We start from the raw sequence: 15277 nt of genomic DNA, 5'->3' as shown, positions 1-15277 counted from the left end.
CAATCCGAACCGCCCGATAACCTCATGAGCGTGACCCACGCCGAACAGATACTCCGCCACGTCGAGGACGTAGTTTCCGAGGACGAGATTTTGACCGCGGCGCGAGATCGAGCGCTGGATCTCGGAGCCCATCCGGTGACGCCCGCCGTCGGTGCGACGCTCGCGATGTTCGCGAGGATGCTCGACGCGAAGACGGCCGTCGAGGTGGGTACCGGAGCCGGCGTGAGCAGCCTGTGGCTTCTGCACGGAATGCGCGACGACGGCGTCCTGACCACGATCGACAGTGAACCCGAACACCAGCGGGCTGCCAAGCTGACCTTCCGCGAAAGCGGAATCGCTCCGGCACGCACTCGCCTGATCAACGGACGGGCTCTCGACGTACTTCCCCGGCTCGCGGACGGCGGCTACGACCTGGTGTTCGTCGACTGCGCCGCGATCGACCACCCCCACTACGTCCGCGAAGGTGTCCGCCTGCTGCGCTCCGGCGGTGTCATCGTTCTGCACAACGCCCTGGCCGACGGCCGCGTTGCCGACAGCTCCGCTCGCGACGCGACAACGGTTGCGGTCCGAGAAGCAGCAAAGGCCGTAACCGAGGACGAGCGACTCATTCGAGTCCTCCTCCCCCTCGGCGACGGCCTCCTCTGCGCGAGCAAGCTCTAGATCCAGACGCCCTTACCGATGGCGACGACGCCACCCTGACTGACGGCAAATCGTTCGCGGTCACGTTCGAGATCGACGCCGATGATTTCGCCGTCACCGACCACGACGTTCTTGTCGAGGATCGCGCGCCGCACGACGGCGCCCTTGCCGATGCGCACACCCGGCATCAGCACGCTGCCCTCGACGGTCGCACCGTCCTCGATCATCACATTGGAACTGAGTACCGAATTGCGCACGGTCGCCGCGGACAGGATCGACCCCGCACCGACCACCGATTCCTGCGCGAGTCCGCCCTTCACGAACTTGGCGGGCGCAAGATTCTCGGTGGCGCCGCGGATGGGCCAGCGACGGTTGTAGAGATTGAAGATCGGGTGCACCGACACGAGGTCCATGTGAGCGTCGTAGAAGGCGTCGAGGGTACCGACGTCACGCCAGTAACCGCGGTCTCGATCGGTAGCGCCGGGAACGACGTTGTCCTTGAAGTCGTAGACCGACGCCTCACCCGCCGCGACCAAGGCGGGAATGATGTCTCCGCCCATGTCGTGGTCGGAATCGGAGTTCTCGGAATCAGCGCGGATGGCGTCCACGAGCACCTTGGTGGTGAACACATAGTTACCCATGGACGCGAACGTGGAATTTGGGTCGTCCGGTGTGCCGGGAGGATGGGCGGGCTTTTCCAGGAACTGCGTGATGCGTCCGGACTCGTCACTGTCGATGCAGCCGAAAGCGAAAGCCTCACTTCGCGGTACACGAATACCCGCGACCGTCACGCCTGCCCCGGATTCGATGTGGTGCTGCACCATCTGTTCCGGATCCATCCGGTACACGTGGTCGGCACCGAAAACCACGATGTACTCGGGGTCCTCGTCGTAAACGAGATTGAGCGACTGCAGGATTGCGTCGGCACTGCCGGTGTACCAGCGCGGCCCGAGCCGCTGCTGGGCCGGGACCGGAGTGATGTACTCACCCGCGAACCCGGACAATCGCCACGTCTGCGAAATGTGACGGTCGAGTGAATGTGACTTGTATTGCGTCAACACACAAATACGCAGATATCCCGCGTTGACAAGGTTGCTCAACACGAAGTCGATAAGTCGATATGCACCTCCGAAGGGCACTGCGGGCTTCGCTCTGTCCGCGGTCAGCGGATACAAGCGTTTGCCCTCGCCCCCGGCGAGCACGATTCCAAGCACATGCGGCTGGCTTCTCACACCGCTAACCTATCCGCACTGGTGAACTCCCGCTAGCGAAGCAGTCCGAGAGGTCCGATCGTGTCCCCCTCCGAACGGTCGGGGATAACGCGATCGGTAGCCGGATCGACCACGGGCGGTTAGGTTTAGCGCGTGCGAGTCGCAATGATGACCAAGGAATACCCGCCGGAGATCTACGGCGGTGCAGGAGTACACGTAACCGAGCTCGTCGCTCAGATGAAGCGGTTGTGCGAGGTCGACGTGCACTGCATGGGCGCCCCGCGCGAAGGCGCGATCGTCCACTCTCCCGACCCCGCTCTCGCCGGATCCAACCCCGCCTTGACGACGCTCTCCACCGAGCTGCGGATGGCGGACGCCGCGGCCGGTGTCGACATCGTCCACTCCCACACCTGGTACACCGGACTGGCCGGGCATCTCGCGTCGGCTCTCTACGACGTGCCGCACATCCTCACCGCGCACTCACTCGAGCCCAGACGCCCGTGGAAGGCCGAACAGCTAGGCGGCGGCTATCGGATCTCGTCGTGGTCCGAACGAAACGCCGTCGAGCACGCAGACGCGATCATCGCCGTCAGTTCCGGTATGCGACTCGACGTCCTCGACGCGTACCCCGCCGTCGATCCGAGTCGCGTTCACGTAGTGCGCAACGGAATCGACACCGAGGTATGGCATCCCGGGGGATCTGCGCCGGGAGCGCCGTCCGCACTCGCGTCGATCGGCGTCGACCCCGCAAAACCCATCGTGGCCTTTGTCGGACGGATCACGAGGCAGAAGGGCGTCGGGCACCTCGTCGCGGCAGCACACCACTTCGACCCGGAGATTCAGCTCGTGCTGTGCGCCGGCGCTCCCGATACGCCGGAGATCGCCGGCGAAACGGAGAAGGCAGTGGCCGAACTCGCCAGACATCGGGGCAATGTCTACTGGGTGCGCGAGATGCTCCCAACCGAGCAGATCAGGGAAATACTCTCGGCAGCAACGGTATTCGTCTGCCCTTCGGTGTACGAGCCCCTCGGAATCGTCAATCTCGAAGCCATGGCGTGTGAGACCGCCGTGGTCGCTTCCGATGTCGGCGGTATCCCCGAGGTGGTCGCCGACGGCGTCACCGGACGACTCGTGCACTACAACGCCTACGAGCCGAACGCATTCGAGGAATCACTCGCTGCCACCGTCAATGCCGTTGTCGCCGACCGAGAAGGCGCCGACGCGATGGGTCGTGCGGGCAGAATCCGCGCGATCGACGAGTTCTCCTGGGCCGAAATCGCCAAGCAGACGCTCGAGGTCTACGCGGACGCCGTCACGAGACGCTGATCCGCGTCAGATCTTGCGATAGGTCGAGACCGTCGCCGACGCGGTGACGGTGCTCGGCTGCGGCAGCTTCGCCACGGCGGCAGCCAGATCGGCCGGCGTCAGGTGCCTCGCCGACGGTCCCATCCCCACCAAGTCGAGGACGTCCTGGTGTGAGAGTGACATCGTGAACTCGACCTCGTCGCTGCTCACGCGCTCGAACAAGCCGGCCATCGACGATTCGAGACGTTCCACCTTTCGATCGTCGACCTTGACCATCTCGAGAATGTCGATCAGCTCGCGCAGATGCCTGTCGGTGGGCGTCAGGACCACCAGAACGCCGTCATCGGCGAGAACTCGATGGGACTGCGGACCGTTGCGTGGAGCGAACACACAGAGCACGTGGGAGAGCGCTCCGTCTCGAATCGGAAGTGGTTGCCAGACGTCCGCGACGATCGAGCCGATCCTTTCGTGGATCTTCGCCGCTCGCCGTGCCGCGAACTTGGACACGTCCAAGGCTATTGCCCGAGAATCAGGCAGCGAATCCACGACGTGTGCGAGGTATTGTCCTGTGCCTGCACCGATTTCGACGATCCGCGCAGGGTCCGCCCCTGCCGTCGTCGCGCAGGCCCGGGAAACGGCATCCATCAGCGGGCCGAAGTGGCCGGCGCCGAGAAGTCGTGCACGCGCGGCGATCATCTCGGCACTGTCGCCGGTGAACTTCGTGGCACCGCCACTGATCAGGCTCACGTAACCCTGGCGAGCCACGTCGAATCGATGTCCGCGATCACACTCGGCGGCGCCGTCCACCAATTCCAACTCAGCAGCGCACTGCGGGCAGGACAGAAGATCGACCACGGCGGCAAGCATTGATCCGTCCTTTCGGCTACCGGCGGTGCGCACACTTCAGGCCCCGTACCGAAACGGATACGGATACGGAGCCTGCGTGCAATCACGTGCTGTTGTTCGTACTGCTACAACCTGGACCCGACTAGCTGGTGACGTTCGTAAGTTCCACACCGAGCGCTGCAGCTTCATCCGGGGTCAGCTCGACGACGAGGCGTCCGCCACCCTCGAGTGGAACCCGCATGACGATTCCTCGTCCCTCTTTGGTTGCTTCGAGGGGACCGTCCCCGGTCCGGGGCTTCATGGCCGCCATCCTCTGCTCCCTCCAGATCTGCGCTGCATTGCTCTGCGCCTCGACTAACGGTGCGCCCCGCCAACAATCAGCGAGGCTCGTACCCTCCATTGTTCCCTATGGATGCAGGAACCGGGAATCTGAGTCACATTTAGGGGTGTTCAGTCGACCGTCACACCTGCGCCGGAACCCAGCAATCAGCCACGTGATCGTCGACCATTCCGGTAGCCTGCATGAGCGCATAAGCGGTGGTAGGACCCACAAACTTGAACCCGCGTCGCTTGAGTTCCTTAGCCATGGCAGTCGACTCGGGAGTGACCGCTGGAACCTCCGCAATTGATGTCAGTCGTCTGGTGCGTCGAGGCGGCGAGAACGACCAGAGTAACGAATCGAGGTCCAGATCGGGTGAATTCACGAGCACTCGGGCGTTGGAAATCGTCGCCTCGATCTTCGCGCGATTGCGGACGATCGCGGCATCGGAGAGCAATCTCTCCACATCCGCAACTCCGTACGCTGCGACCTTGTCCGGATCGAACCCGTCGAAGGCTTCGCGGAACGCCTCGCGTTTGCGCAGAATCGTGATCCAAGAAAGCCCCGATTGGAATGCTTCGAGGGCGAGCCGCTCGAACAGTTCGTCGCGCCCGTGCAGCGGACGCCCCCACTCCTCGTCGTGATAGTCGCGGTACAGCGAGTCACCGGGCGTCTCGACCACCCAGCCGCACCGAACCAGTCCGTCTGCCATCAGCCCTGGGAATCCTTCGCTTCGGATTCGGTCTCAGGCGCCTCCTGCGTTGCTTCGGCCTTGGCCGGAGCATCCGCCTTCACCAGAACCTCGGACTTCTCGTCACGGCCCAGTTGTGCACGCAGAGAATCGATTTCCAACCCGAGGCGATGCAGGGCCCAATCCACTTCACTCGCCTTGTATCCACGCAACACCTGCTGAAAACGCAGAGCGTCGACATCCGCCCCGGTGACGTCCTCTGCCGGGAGTACGGTCGCCGTCGTGCCAGGAGGCAGCGGCGGCAGCTCTTCCGAGCGCCCGAACACAGCGCTCGCGGCGAGGAAGATCATCGCGCCGACCAGTGCCATGACAATCAGGTACAGGAGGATCGTCATCATGAACCGATACTCCCATACCCGAGTGTGAGCGGTCAGACCCCCGCGGTGCGCACTACCGAATTCATCGGGGGTCGATCGAGTAGCGAAACCTCAGTGGTCTCGGGCACGAAAGAATCGCCGTCGACCAGGAATTGGGTCAACCCGGCACCCGAATCCTCGATCCCGCACCGCCGGAGCATCGTTCCGATGATCTGCCGGCTCATCACGCCGAGGTCGGCCAGCGGCCGGTTGCGATGCTTGCGCACACCGAGATTGACCTGACCGATCGCCGCCAGCCCCAACGTGTCGTACGTGTCGAGCAGAAGGCCGATCTCGACGCCGTAGCCGGGCGCAAATGGGACAGCGGACAGCAGCTCGCGGGTGCCCGCGTATTCACCGCCCAATGGTTGCAGTACCGACGTGAGTTCGGGCCGCAGCGCAGCCAACATTGGCCGCGCAACCAATTCCGTGACTCGTCCGCCGCCGTTGGCGTCCTCCGTGCCGCTCACGCGCAGCGGACGGCGGTAGTAGCCCTTCACCAGATGGATGCCGTCCACCGTGAGCAGCGGCCCCAGCAGTTTCGGCACGAACGCTGGATCGGGATTGATGAGATCGGAGTCGACGAATGCGATCAGATCGCCGGTCGTTGCGGCGACCGAACGCCACAGCACCTCACCCTTGCCCGCGGTCGGCGGGATGGACGGGACTGCGCTCTCACGACTGATCACCGTCGCCCCCGCCGCGCGAGCACGCTCGGCGGTACGGTCGGTCGAACCGGAATCGAGAACGATCAACTCGTCGACCAAACCACCGAGCAACGGATGAATGGTGTCGACCACCGCAGCAACGGTGTCCTCTTCGTTGAGCGCGGGCAACACCACCGAGACGGTTCGGCCACCCTTCGCCCGTTCGAGTTCGGCGACCGTCCAACTCGGATGGTCCCAACTGTTGGCTTCTGCCCATACGCGGGTCGGGCCCGCACCGGTGATGCTCATGCCAGACCTCGAACCGTACGTACCGGGGCACGGCGTCCTTGGATCGCGGCCACCATGTCGACTACTCGACGGGTGGACGCCACCTCGTGAACACGGAACACCCGGGCGCCGCCAGCCGCGGCCATTGCTGTCGCTGCCAATGTTCCCTCCAACCTCTCGGAAAGCTCCACACCAAGAGTCTCCCCGATGAAGTCCTTATTGCTCAGCGCCATCAGCACTGGCCACCCGGTGTTTACAAGAACGTCCACTTTTCGCAACAACTCGAGCCCGTGGAAGGTGTTCTTACCGAAATCGTGAGTGGGATCGATCAGAATCGCGTCACGCGGCACTCCGAGTGCCAGGGCGCGTTCTGCCGCCGACACGACCTCGGTGACCACATCTGTGACGACGTCGTCGTAGCGGACACGGTGCGGGCGGGTGCGCGGAACCGCACCACCCGTGTGCGAGCAGACGATCCCGGCACCAGTCTCGGCGGCAACCACAACGAGTTCCGGATCCGCACCCGCCCACGTGTCGTTGATCAGGTCGGCGCCTTCGCCGCGTGCCAACCGCGCGACGCCGCTCCGCCAGGTGTCGACGCTGATGATCAGCTCGGGGTACTTGGCTCTGATCGCGGCGACAAACGGAACCACCCGCCTGACCTCTTCGTCGGCGTCGACGAGGTCACCTGGCCCGGCTTTCACTCCCCCGATGTCCACCAGATCGGCGCCCTCGTCGACGGCCCTGTCGACGGCAGCCATCGCTGCCGAATCCGAGAACGTCGCGCCCTGGTCGTAGAAGGAATCGGGAGTGCGGTTGACGATCGCCATCACCAATGCACGGTCGACCGCGACCGGACGCCCACACAGGGTGGGCGCCGGACCTGGCTGCGCGGTAGAACCGGAGAGTGAAGACATGCCACTCATACTGGCATGACGGAACTCGGTCTAGCCCTTGGGTACCGAGCCCGCCGCGACCTTTCCGACGTATTCGTCGTACGAGTCCACATAACCACCCTCGCGGCCTTCGAGAACGTGCAGAGTGTCGGCGCCGACGTCGTAACCCTCGTTGCGCAATTCCACCTTGCGCGACTTGAAAGTGCTGGTGTGTTCGAGTGAGTCGACGATGCGGATGAACAGCGGGACCGCGTAGTTGGGAAGCTTGCCGTAGAGGTGAGCTGCAACTTCGCTTCCCTCGAAGCTCTGCCCGTCCCGCAGCTTGACCGCCGCCATTCCCGCGCGACCGTCGGTGCCCGGGATCTCGACGCCGTAGACAACTGCTTCCTCGACGGCCGGGTGCGAACTCAGCGCGCCCTCGACCTCCGTGGTGGCAACGTTCTCGCCCTTCCAACGGAAGGTGTCGCCGAGACGGTCGACGAAGGCGACGTGGCCCCATCCCTGCTTGCGCACCAGGTCTCCGGTATCGAACCAGGTGTCGTCGTCCTTGAATCCGCCGCGCACCAGCTTGCTGTTGCTCGCGGCTTCGTCGGTGTAACCGTCGAAAGGCGCTCGGTCGGTGACCTTCGACAGCAGGAGCCCGACCTGACCCGTGGACACCTTGCGAAGGCGACCGTCGGCTCCACGCAACGCTTTTCCGGTGTCCTCGTCGAACTCCACGACGGCGTGCGGCAACGGACAGATGCCGGCCGTCTTGTCAACGTTGAGTGCGTTGACGAACGCGATGTTGCATTCGCTGGCACCGTAGAACTCGGCGACGCGGGGAATGCCGAAGCGCTGGGTGAATTCGGCCCAGATCTCCGGGCGCAGACCGTTACCCACCATCAGCCGAACAGCATTGTCGCTGTCGGTCGGCTTGACCGGCTGGTTGAGCAGATAGCGGCACAGTTCGCCGATGTAGGTGAACGCGGTCGCCTTGTTGAGTGCGATGTCGTCCCAGAACCGCGAGGCGGAGAACTGACGTCCGATCGCGATTGTCGCGCCGGACGCGAGCACCGAGGACAGCGAGACCGTCAACGCGTTGTTGTGGTAGAGCGGCAGGCAGCAGTACAGAGTGTCCGAGCCGCGCAAGCGCACGCCCATCAACCCGAGGCCCGACATCGACTTCAGCCAACGGAAGTGAGTCATCAAGCTGGCCTTGGGCATTCCCGTGGTACCCGAGGTGAAGATGTAGAACGCCTTCTCCTTCGCGAGCACCTCGGCGGTGACCGCCGGGTTGGCGGCATCAGCCGTCTTCGCCAGATCCGCGAGTTCACTGACGAGAAGTTGCTTCGGTCCGGTAAACCCAGCCGGCAAGGATTCGAGGGCCTCTTCGCACTCGTCGGCGACCACCAGGACGCGCGCGTCGAGCAGCGTAAGGCTGTGTGCCAGAACGTCGTCGCGCTGGTTGTAGTTCAGCATTCCCGCTGCCGCGCCGAGTTTGACTGCGGCCAACGCGATCAGCAGGGCTTCGGGGGTGTTCTTTGCCAGCACTCCGACGACGTCTCCGCGATCGACTCCTCGTCCGCGGAGGACGTCGGCGTAGCGGTTCACCAGTTCGTTGGCCTCCGCGTAACTGGTCGCGTGGCCCTCGAACCGGATGAACGGGCGCGACGGGTGCGCGTGCGCGGCCTTCTGGAAGATCAACCCGATCGATTCCTTGGCCGAAGGCTTGCGGGTGAGCCCGGCGGCCCCCCGCGCCAGGATCGGCACCTCGGTGATCATCGACGGCAGTTTTGCCGCCAGATCCAGCAGGCCGACGGTCGAACGGGCTTCCGAACTCATGGCTCCCCTAACACGTATCCGGCGCCCATTCGGCCGCCCAGTCTGCGGCCACCTTACTGCACGGTAATAAAGCCCGCCATGCCCCAGGTCAGGGTTTCACGCAGCCGTCTGATCAGGATCTGACGCACGCGTCGAGCGCAGCCTCGACGTCCGTCCGCACCAACAGAGTGTCCAACGCCTGACGCCCGACGAAGCCGGTCCCGTCGAGCTTGTTCAACCACTCGAGCAGGCCGGTGAAGTGCCCGACGGGATCGAGCATCACCACTGGTTTCTCGTGCATTCCGAGGTAGCCGGCGGTCCACGTCTCGAACAGCTCTTCCAGCGTCCCGATGCCGCCCGGCAGCGTGATGAACGCGTCGGCGTGATCTTCCATCAGCTTCTTGCGCTCGCGCATGGTGTCCGTGACGATCAGTTCGTCGGCATCGACGTCGGCTACTTCCTTGTGCACCAGGGCCTTCGGAATGACGCCGACGGTCCAGGCGCCCGCCGCGCGAGCGGACTCGGCGACAGCACCCATCATCGAGACGTTGCCACCGCCCGAGACCAACTGCCATCCGCGTCGACCGATCGCGGTTCCCACTTCTGACGCCAACGCCAGGAACGATTCGTCCACCGGACCGGACGCGCAGTAGACGCAGATCGAGTACTTCTTGCCGGAATCGGTCACCATTCTTCTTCTTTCCCCAGATCTGCGGCCTCGTCGACGCCCTTGTCGGCGTTGAGGACGATTCGTACTGCTTCTTCCACGCTGTCGGTGACGTGCAGCAGATTCACGTCGCCCTCGGAAATCTTGCCGTCACGCTCGAGGGTGCCGCGAATCCAGTCGACGAGTCCGGACCAGTACTCGGTACCGAACAGGACGATCGGGAAGCGCGTGACCTTGTGGGTCTGCACCAGGGTCAGTGCCTCGAACAGCTCGTCGAGTGTTCCGAAGCCACCCGGCAGGCAGATGAATGCCTGGGAGTACTTCACGAACATCGTCTTGCGCGCGAAGAAGTACCGGAAGTTGATTCCGAGATCCACCCACTCGTTGAGACCCTGCTCGAACGGCAGCTCGATGCCGAGACCGATCGAGTATCCGCCGGCCTCGCTGCAACCGCGGTTGGCAGCTTCCATGACTCCCGGTCCACCGCCGGTGATGACGGCGTATCCGGCTTCGGCCAACGCCGTTCCCAGCTCACGGCCGGATTGATACTCGGGATGATCGACCGTGGTGCGGGCCGAACCGAACACCGTCACCGCACGCGGGACCTCGGCGAGTGCGCCGAAACCTTCGATGAATTCGCTCTGGATACGCAGCACACGCCACGGATCGGTGTGTACCCAGTCCGTGGGTCCGCGCTTGTCGAGCAAGCGCTGATCGGTCGTGGTCTTCTCGTCTTTGCGCTTGCGTCGAAGCTGAACGGGCCCGCGGTGCTTGATCGACGAGCTCTGCTTCTTCGAAGCCGAATTCTTCTCTGGTGCCATGCGGCAAGGCTAACGGTCAGGCCGACAGATACTTCCTCAGCACGGCCGCGACGTCGGTGATCTGCTGCACCGGAACGTGCTCGTCGCGTTTGTGTGCGAGGTTCGGATCACCCGGTCCGTAGTTCACGGCAGGAATGCCGAGCGCCGAGAACCTGGACACGTCGGTCCACCCGTACTTCGCACGGAACTGACCACCGGCCGCCTCGATCAGGGCGGCAGCGGACGGGTTCGCCAAGCCAGGCAGCGCGCCGGGCGAGGAGTCGGTGACCTCGAATCCGAGGCCCAGGCCGTCGAACACTTCGCGCACGTGCGACTCGGCTTGCGCCTCGCTGCGATCGGGCGCGAATCGGAAGTTGACGTCCATCTCGGCTTCGTCCGGGACGACGTTTCCGGCGACACCGCCAGAAATCCGCACCGCCGACAAACCTTCGCGGTAGCCGCAACCGTCGATGTCGACCGAGCGCGGCTGGTAACTCGACAACCGCTCCAACGCACCGCCGAACTTGTGAATGGCGTTGTCCCCCAGCCAGGACCTGGCCGAATGTGCGCGAGTTCCCGAAGCTGTCAACCGAACCCGCATCGTGCCCTGGCATCCGGCCTCGATGAAACCGGCCGTCGGCTCACCGAGAATTGCGACGTCGGCCGCGAGCCATTGCGGGATCTCGCGTTCGATCCGTCCCAGGCCGTTGAAGGTTGCGGCGATCTCTTCGCAGTCGTAGAAAACCAGGGTCAGATCGTGGGCCAGGTTCTCGATGGTTGCCGCCAGGTGCAGAAAGACCGCGTCGCCCGACTTCATGTCCACGGTCCCGCAGCCGTGCAGGATGTCGCCGTCACGCCGCGAAGGAACGTTGTCCGCGATGGGCACCGTATCCAGATGTCCGGCAAGCATGACGCGACTGGGCAAACCACGCGAGGTCCGCGCCAACACGGCGTTGCCGTTGCGGATGATCTCGAAGCCCGAAGTCTGCTCACGCAGCGCATCCTCGACGGCCTGCGCGATGACGGATTCGTCGTGCGAGACGCTGGGGATGTCGACCAGGGCGGCCGTCAAGTCGATGGGGTCCGAAGCAAGATCGAGGATGCTCACACGCACCAGCCTAGGCCGGTGCACCCACCACCCAGTAATCTCTAGTCCCGTGAGCGCACAGGGAGCAACAGCAGTAGGTATCGCCAACGTGACCGCGGACGGAACCGTCCTCGACACCTGGTTCCCGGCACCGGAGCTGGGAACATTCGACAAGACCGGTACCGAGAACGTCGAGGGAACAGACATTCCTTCCGATCTTGCACTGCTGGCAGGCACTGACGACGCTCGCGAGGTCTCGCAGGTCGTCGTCCGCACCACCATCGCCGATCTCTCCAAGGCGCCGGTCGACGCACACGACGTCTACCTGCGCCTCCACCTCCTCTCGCACCGTCTCGTCGCACCCCACGGCGTCAACCTCGACGGCCAGTTCGGCCTGCTCAGCAACGTCGTGTGGACCAACTTCGGCCCGTGCGCCGTCGAAGGCTTCGAGCAAGTTCGCTCACGTCTGCGCATCCGCGGCGTCGTGACCGTGTTCAGCGTCGACAAGTTCCCCCGCATGGTCGACTACGTCGTGCCGTCCGGAGTGCGTATCGGTGACGCGGACCGTGTCCGACTCGGTGCGCACCTCGCCAGCGGAACGACCGTCATGCACGAAGGCTTCGTCAACTTCAACGCCGGCACCCTCGGTAACTCGATGGTCGAAGGCCGCATCTCCGCGGGCGTCGTCGTCGACGACGGATCCGATGTTGGCGGCGGCGCCTCGATCATGGGCACCCTCTCCGGCGGCGGCAAGGAAACCATCTCCCTCGGCAAGCGCTGCCTCCTCGGCGCAAACGCCGGCCTCGGCATTTCACTCGGCGACGACTGCGTCCTCGAAGCGGGCCTCTATGTCACCGCGGGCACCAAGGTCACCGGCCCGGACGGCACCGTCGTCAAGGCCAAGGAACTCAGCGGCAAGTCGAACCTTCTCTTCCGTCGTAACTCGGTCTCGGGTGCCGTCGAGGTCGTGCCGTGGAAGGGCACCGGCGTCGAACTGAACGCTGCTTTGCACGCCAACGACTGATGACTGACACCGACGTCTCCGACGGAACAACCACTGCTCTCGGCCACGGTCTCAAGGTCCGCCATCTGACGATGATGGGCCTGGGCTCGGCCATCGGCGCCGGCCTGTTCCTCGGAACCGGCGTCGGTATCGCCAAGGCCGGCCCGGCCGTCCTGATCTCCTACATCCTTGCGGGCGCCGTCGTGGTGTTCGTGATGCGCATGCTCGGTGAGATGGGAGCTGCGATCCCGGCGAGCGGTTCCTTCTCTCACTACGCGCGCCTGGGGATCGGCGAGTGGGCCGGCTTCGTGATGGGCTGGCTCTACTGGTTCATGCTGATCATGGTGCTGGGCGCCGAGATCACCGGAGCCTCGGCGATCGTGAACGACTGGGTGCCGTCGATCCCGCAATGGGTTGTCGCCCTGGTCTTCGTGGTGTTCTTCGCCGTGGTGAACCTGGCGAAGGTCAGCAACTTCGGTGAGTTCGAGTTCTGGTTCGCCGCAATCAAAGTCACCGTCATCATCGCCTTCCTCGTCATCGGCGTCTTGCTGGTGTTCGGCATCCTCCCCGATACCGATCCGGTCGGTACGAGCAATCTGTTCGGGCAGGGCGGCTTCATGCCCAATGGGTTGTCCGGCATTGCCGCAGGACTGCTCGTCGTGGCGTTCGCCTTCGGTGGGATCGAGATCGTCACCATCGCCGCAGCCGAATCCGAGAATCCGGAACGCTCCATCGCCGTCGCTGTGCGAAGCGTCGTGTGGCGCATCAGTGTCTTCTACATCGGTGCCATCTCGATCATGGTTCTGGTGCTGCCCTGGAACGACCCCGAACTCGAGAGCGGCCCGTTTGTGGCCGTCTTGAACAAGGCGAACATTCCGGGTGTTGCCGGGTTCATGGAACTCGTCGTAGTGGTGGCGTTGCTTTCCGCGTTCAACGCCAACATCTACGGCACCTCTCGCATGGCGTTCTCACTTTCGCGCCGCGGCGACGGACCCGCTTTCATGGCGAAACTGTCGAGCACCGGAGTTCCGACCAATGCCGTTCTGCTGTCGGTGTTCTTCGGCTTCGTCAGCGTCCTGCTCAACTGGCTGCTCCCCGACGACCTGCTCGGCATCCTGCTCAACGCAGTCGGCGCCGCGCTGCTCGTCATCTGGATCTTCATCGTCGTCTCGCATCTGCGACTGCGTAAACAACTCGAAGCGTCGGGCAAGCTAACAGTTCGTATGTGGCTGTTCCCGTATCTGAGCTACGCGACTCTCGCGATGCTCGGCGTCTTCGTCGTCCTCATGCTCTTCGACGCCGATGCCCGTGCACAGTTGATCTCGACCACCGTGTTGTTCCTGGTGATCGCGGCATTGGGTTTCCTGAACGCCCGCTGGCGTAAGCAGAATCAGCCCGCCTGATCCGTGTGCCTATGCATCCCGCCTGTTCACGACGACGATGCTGAGGCCGAATACGACGAGCACGAAGAGGGCGAAGTAGACCAGGCTGCCCCAGGGTCCCCAGTGGAAGTCGACACTACCGCCGGAACCGAGAAAGTTGTTGGCGTTCATGAACGGCAGGAACGGCATGATCTTCTCGCCGATACTTCCGAACAGGTTGAAAAGATTCTCGATCAGCAAGGGCCACAACAGCAGTAATGCGATCGCACCTGCAGACTGCCGGAGCAACGCGCCCACTCCTACGGCTAGAACTACGCAGAAGAACGCGTAGATCGGTGTTCCGTAGACGACCCGCCAGTTATCGTCGCCAGACAGAGTCAGGAATCTTCCGGCGTCACCTGATGTGGCCTTCGTGAGAGCGAAAGCGCCGAATGACAATACGAGAGTCAGTACCGCTCCGAAACCACCTATGAGGCCCGCTTTGGCGATGAGCACCGAAGCGCGGTTCGGAACTGCCTGGAATGTTGTTCGGATTGTCCCGAAGCGATATTCGCTGGTGATCGCGAGAGCCGCCATGATCATCAGAACCAACACACCGAAGCCGGTCACTCCACTGAGCGCCCCCGACACTGTCGGCATCATTGCACCATTGGGGCTACTGAGCGACGACTTGGCGCTCAGTCCGAAAACCGTAGCGAGTCCCAACCCGAGCACGATGATGATGATCGTGCACCACAACGGTGATTTGGTCGTGGTGATCTTGATACGTTCAGCACTGAGAACAGCCATTACAGTGCACCTCCCATAGCCTGCTGTGTGTATGCGTTCTGAGTTTCGGGGGCTGCTTCGATACCGGATGCGTGGTACTGGACATCGTCCCCGGTCAACTTCATGAACGCATCCTCGAGCGAACCCTGCACAGACGCCAACTCGTACAACACGATTCCCTGCGAACCAGCCAAACCACCGATCACATCAGTCGTCGAATCCACGACCACCAACACCGGCTCCGATCCTGAATGCTCCTCGCGGACAGTCAGTCCGTGGGCAGTCAATGCGGCATGGAGAGCGTCCAATTGTGGGCTGCGCACCCGCACCGTCGACTCCGACGAGCGATCCACGAACTCCGCCACCGTCGAATCCGAAATCAACCGACCCCGACCGATCACCACCAACTGCTCCGCCGTCAACGCCATCTCCGAGAGAAGGTGACTCGACACCARCACCGTGCGGCCCTCGGCCGCCAACCGCTGCATGAACCCAACCGCTGCATGAAC

General features: G+C 63.5%; 16 protein-coding genes and 1 pseudogene. 4 read left to right on the top strand and 13 right to left on the bottom strand.

Going from position 1 to position 15277, the window contains the following annotated elements:
- The first annotated feature begins 24 nt into the window (after positions 1-24).
- A complete protein-coding gene (locus tag AC1DVN_RS12895; RefSeq protein WP_007736091.1) occupies positions 25-660 on the top strand; it encodes an O-methyltransferase in 636 nt (211 codons plus the stop codon).
- Here the strand turns inward: AC1DVN_RS12895 and glgC are convergent.
- Positions 657-1871: a glucose-1-phosphate adenylyltransferase gene (glgC, locus tag AC1DVN_RS12890; RefSeq protein WP_003945185.1), complete on the bottom strand. Its 1215-nt coding sequence runs from the start codon at positions 1869-1871 to the stop codon at positions 657-659. The two genes, AC1DVN_RS12895 and glgC, sit on opposite strands and share 4 nt — an antisense overlap.
- 132 nt (positions 1872-2003) lie before the next feature.
- Here glgC and glgA point away from each other — a divergent pair, with 132 nt between their 5' ends.
- Positions 2004-3176: a glycogen synthase gene (gene glgA, locus AC1DVN_RS12885; RefSeq protein ID WP_477993878.1), complete on the top strand. Its 1173-nt coding sequence runs from the start codon at positions 2004-2006 to the stop codon at positions 3174-3176.
- Between the two features lie 6 nt (positions 3177-3182).
- Here glgA and AC1DVN_RS12880 read toward each other — a convergent pair whose 3' ends face one another.
- The 10 genes from AC1DVN_RS12880 to dapE all read right to left on the bottom strand — a co-directional run bounded on the left by AC1DVN_RS12880 (position 3183) and on the right by dapE (position 11636).
- Positions 3183-4022 carry a putative RNA methyltransferase gene (locus AC1DVN_RS12880; RefSeq protein ID WP_070386684.1) on the bottom strand — a complete coding sequence of 280 codons (840 nt, stop codon included), beginning with the start codon at positions 4020-4022 and terminating at the stop codon, positions 3183-3185.
- Between the two features lie 121 nt (positions 4023-4143).
- Complete coding sequence (locus tag AC1DVN_RS12875; protein ID WP_003945169.1) at positions 4144-4311, bottom strand: DUF3117 domain-containing protein; 168 nt, start codon at positions 4309-4311, stop codon at positions 4144-4146.
- 151 nt (positions 4312-4462) lie between these two features.
- A complete protein-coding gene (locus tag AC1DVN_RS12870) occupies positions 4463-5032 on the bottom strand; it encodes a DNA-3-methyladenine glycosylase I (protein WP_019749361.1) in 570 nt (189 codons plus the stop codon).
- Entirely contained in the window at positions 5032-5409 is a 378-nt protein-coding gene (locus AC1DVN_RS12865; protein WP_019749362.1) for a DivIVA domain-containing protein, read from the bottom strand. Before AC1DVN_RS12865 ends, AC1DVN_RS12870 begins: the two co-directional genes overlap by 1 nt.
- 32 nt (positions 5410-5441) lie before the next feature.
- Positions 5442-6383: a glucosyl-3-phosphoglycerate synthase gene (locus tag AC1DVN_RS12860; protein WP_477993877.1), complete on the bottom strand. Its 942-nt coding sequence runs from the start codon at positions 6381-6383 to the stop codon at positions 5442-5444.
- Positions 6380-7279 (bottom strand): dihydropteroate synthase, encoded by a 900-nt coding sequence (gene folP / locus AC1DVN_RS12855; RefSeq protein ID WP_047889715.1) that lies wholly within the window; start codon positions 7277-7279, stop codon positions 6380-6382. Before folP ends, AC1DVN_RS12860 begins: the two co-directional genes overlap by 4 nt.
- 30 nt (positions 7280-7309) lie before the next feature.
- On the bottom strand, positions 7310-9082 hold the full coding sequence (locus tag AC1DVN_RS12850; RefSeq protein WP_019749365.1) for a long-chain-acyl-CoA synthetase: 1773 nt from the start codon (positions 9080-9082) through the stop codon (positions 7310-7312).
- Between the two features lie 112 nt (positions 9083-9194).
- A complete protein-coding gene (locus AC1DVN_RS12845; RefSeq protein ID WP_256065707.1) occupies positions 9195-9752 on the bottom strand; it encodes an LOG family protein in 558 nt (185 codons plus the stop codon).
- Positions 9746-10549, bottom strand: a complete 804-nt coding sequence (locus tag AC1DVN_RS12840) for an LOG family protein (RefSeq protein WP_003945176.1) — start codon at positions 10547-10549, stop codon at positions 9746-9748. Before AC1DVN_RS12840 ends, AC1DVN_RS12845 begins: the two co-directional genes overlap by 7 nt.
- A 16-nt stretch (positions 10550-10565) precedes the next feature.
- Entirely contained in the window at positions 10566-11636 is a 1071-nt protein-coding gene (dapE, locus tag AC1DVN_RS12835; protein ID WP_477993876.1) for a succinyl-diaminopimelate desuccinylase, read from the bottom strand.
- A 49-nt stretch (positions 11637-11685) separates the two neighbouring features.
- On the opposite strand from dapE, the gene dapD reads away from it, so the two are divergent.
- A complete protein-coding gene (dapD, locus tag AC1DVN_RS12830; protein ID WP_019749368.1) occupies positions 11686-12639 on the top strand; it encodes a 2,3,4,5-tetrahydropyridine-2,6-dicarboxylate N-succinyltransferase in 954 nt (317 codons plus the stop codon).
- Complete coding sequence (locus AC1DVN_RS12825) at positions 12639-14021, top strand: amino acid permease (RefSeq protein ID WP_020908472.1); 1383 nt, start codon at positions 12639-12641, stop codon at positions 14019-14021. Before dapD ends, AC1DVN_RS12825 begins: the two co-directional genes overlap by 1 nt.
- A 9-nt stretch (positions 14022-14030) precedes the next feature.
- Here the strand turns inward: AC1DVN_RS12825 and AC1DVN_RS12820 are convergent, their stop codons facing one another.
- A complete protein-coding gene (locus tag AC1DVN_RS12820; RefSeq protein WP_020908473.1) occupies positions 14031-14789 on the bottom strand; it encodes an ABC transporter permease in 759 nt (252 codons plus the stop codon).
- A pseudogene (locus AC1DVN_RS12815) lies at positions 14789-15277 on the bottom strand (ABC transporter ATP-binding protein); the annotation flags it as partial. The pseudogene AC1DVN_RS12815 and the gene AC1DVN_RS12820, both read right to left, overlap by 1 nt.

The sequence above is a fragment of the Rhodococcus sp. P4_E4 genome, assembly GCF_056401575.1.
This window is presented reverse-complemented; position numbering and strand designations above follow the sequence as displayed.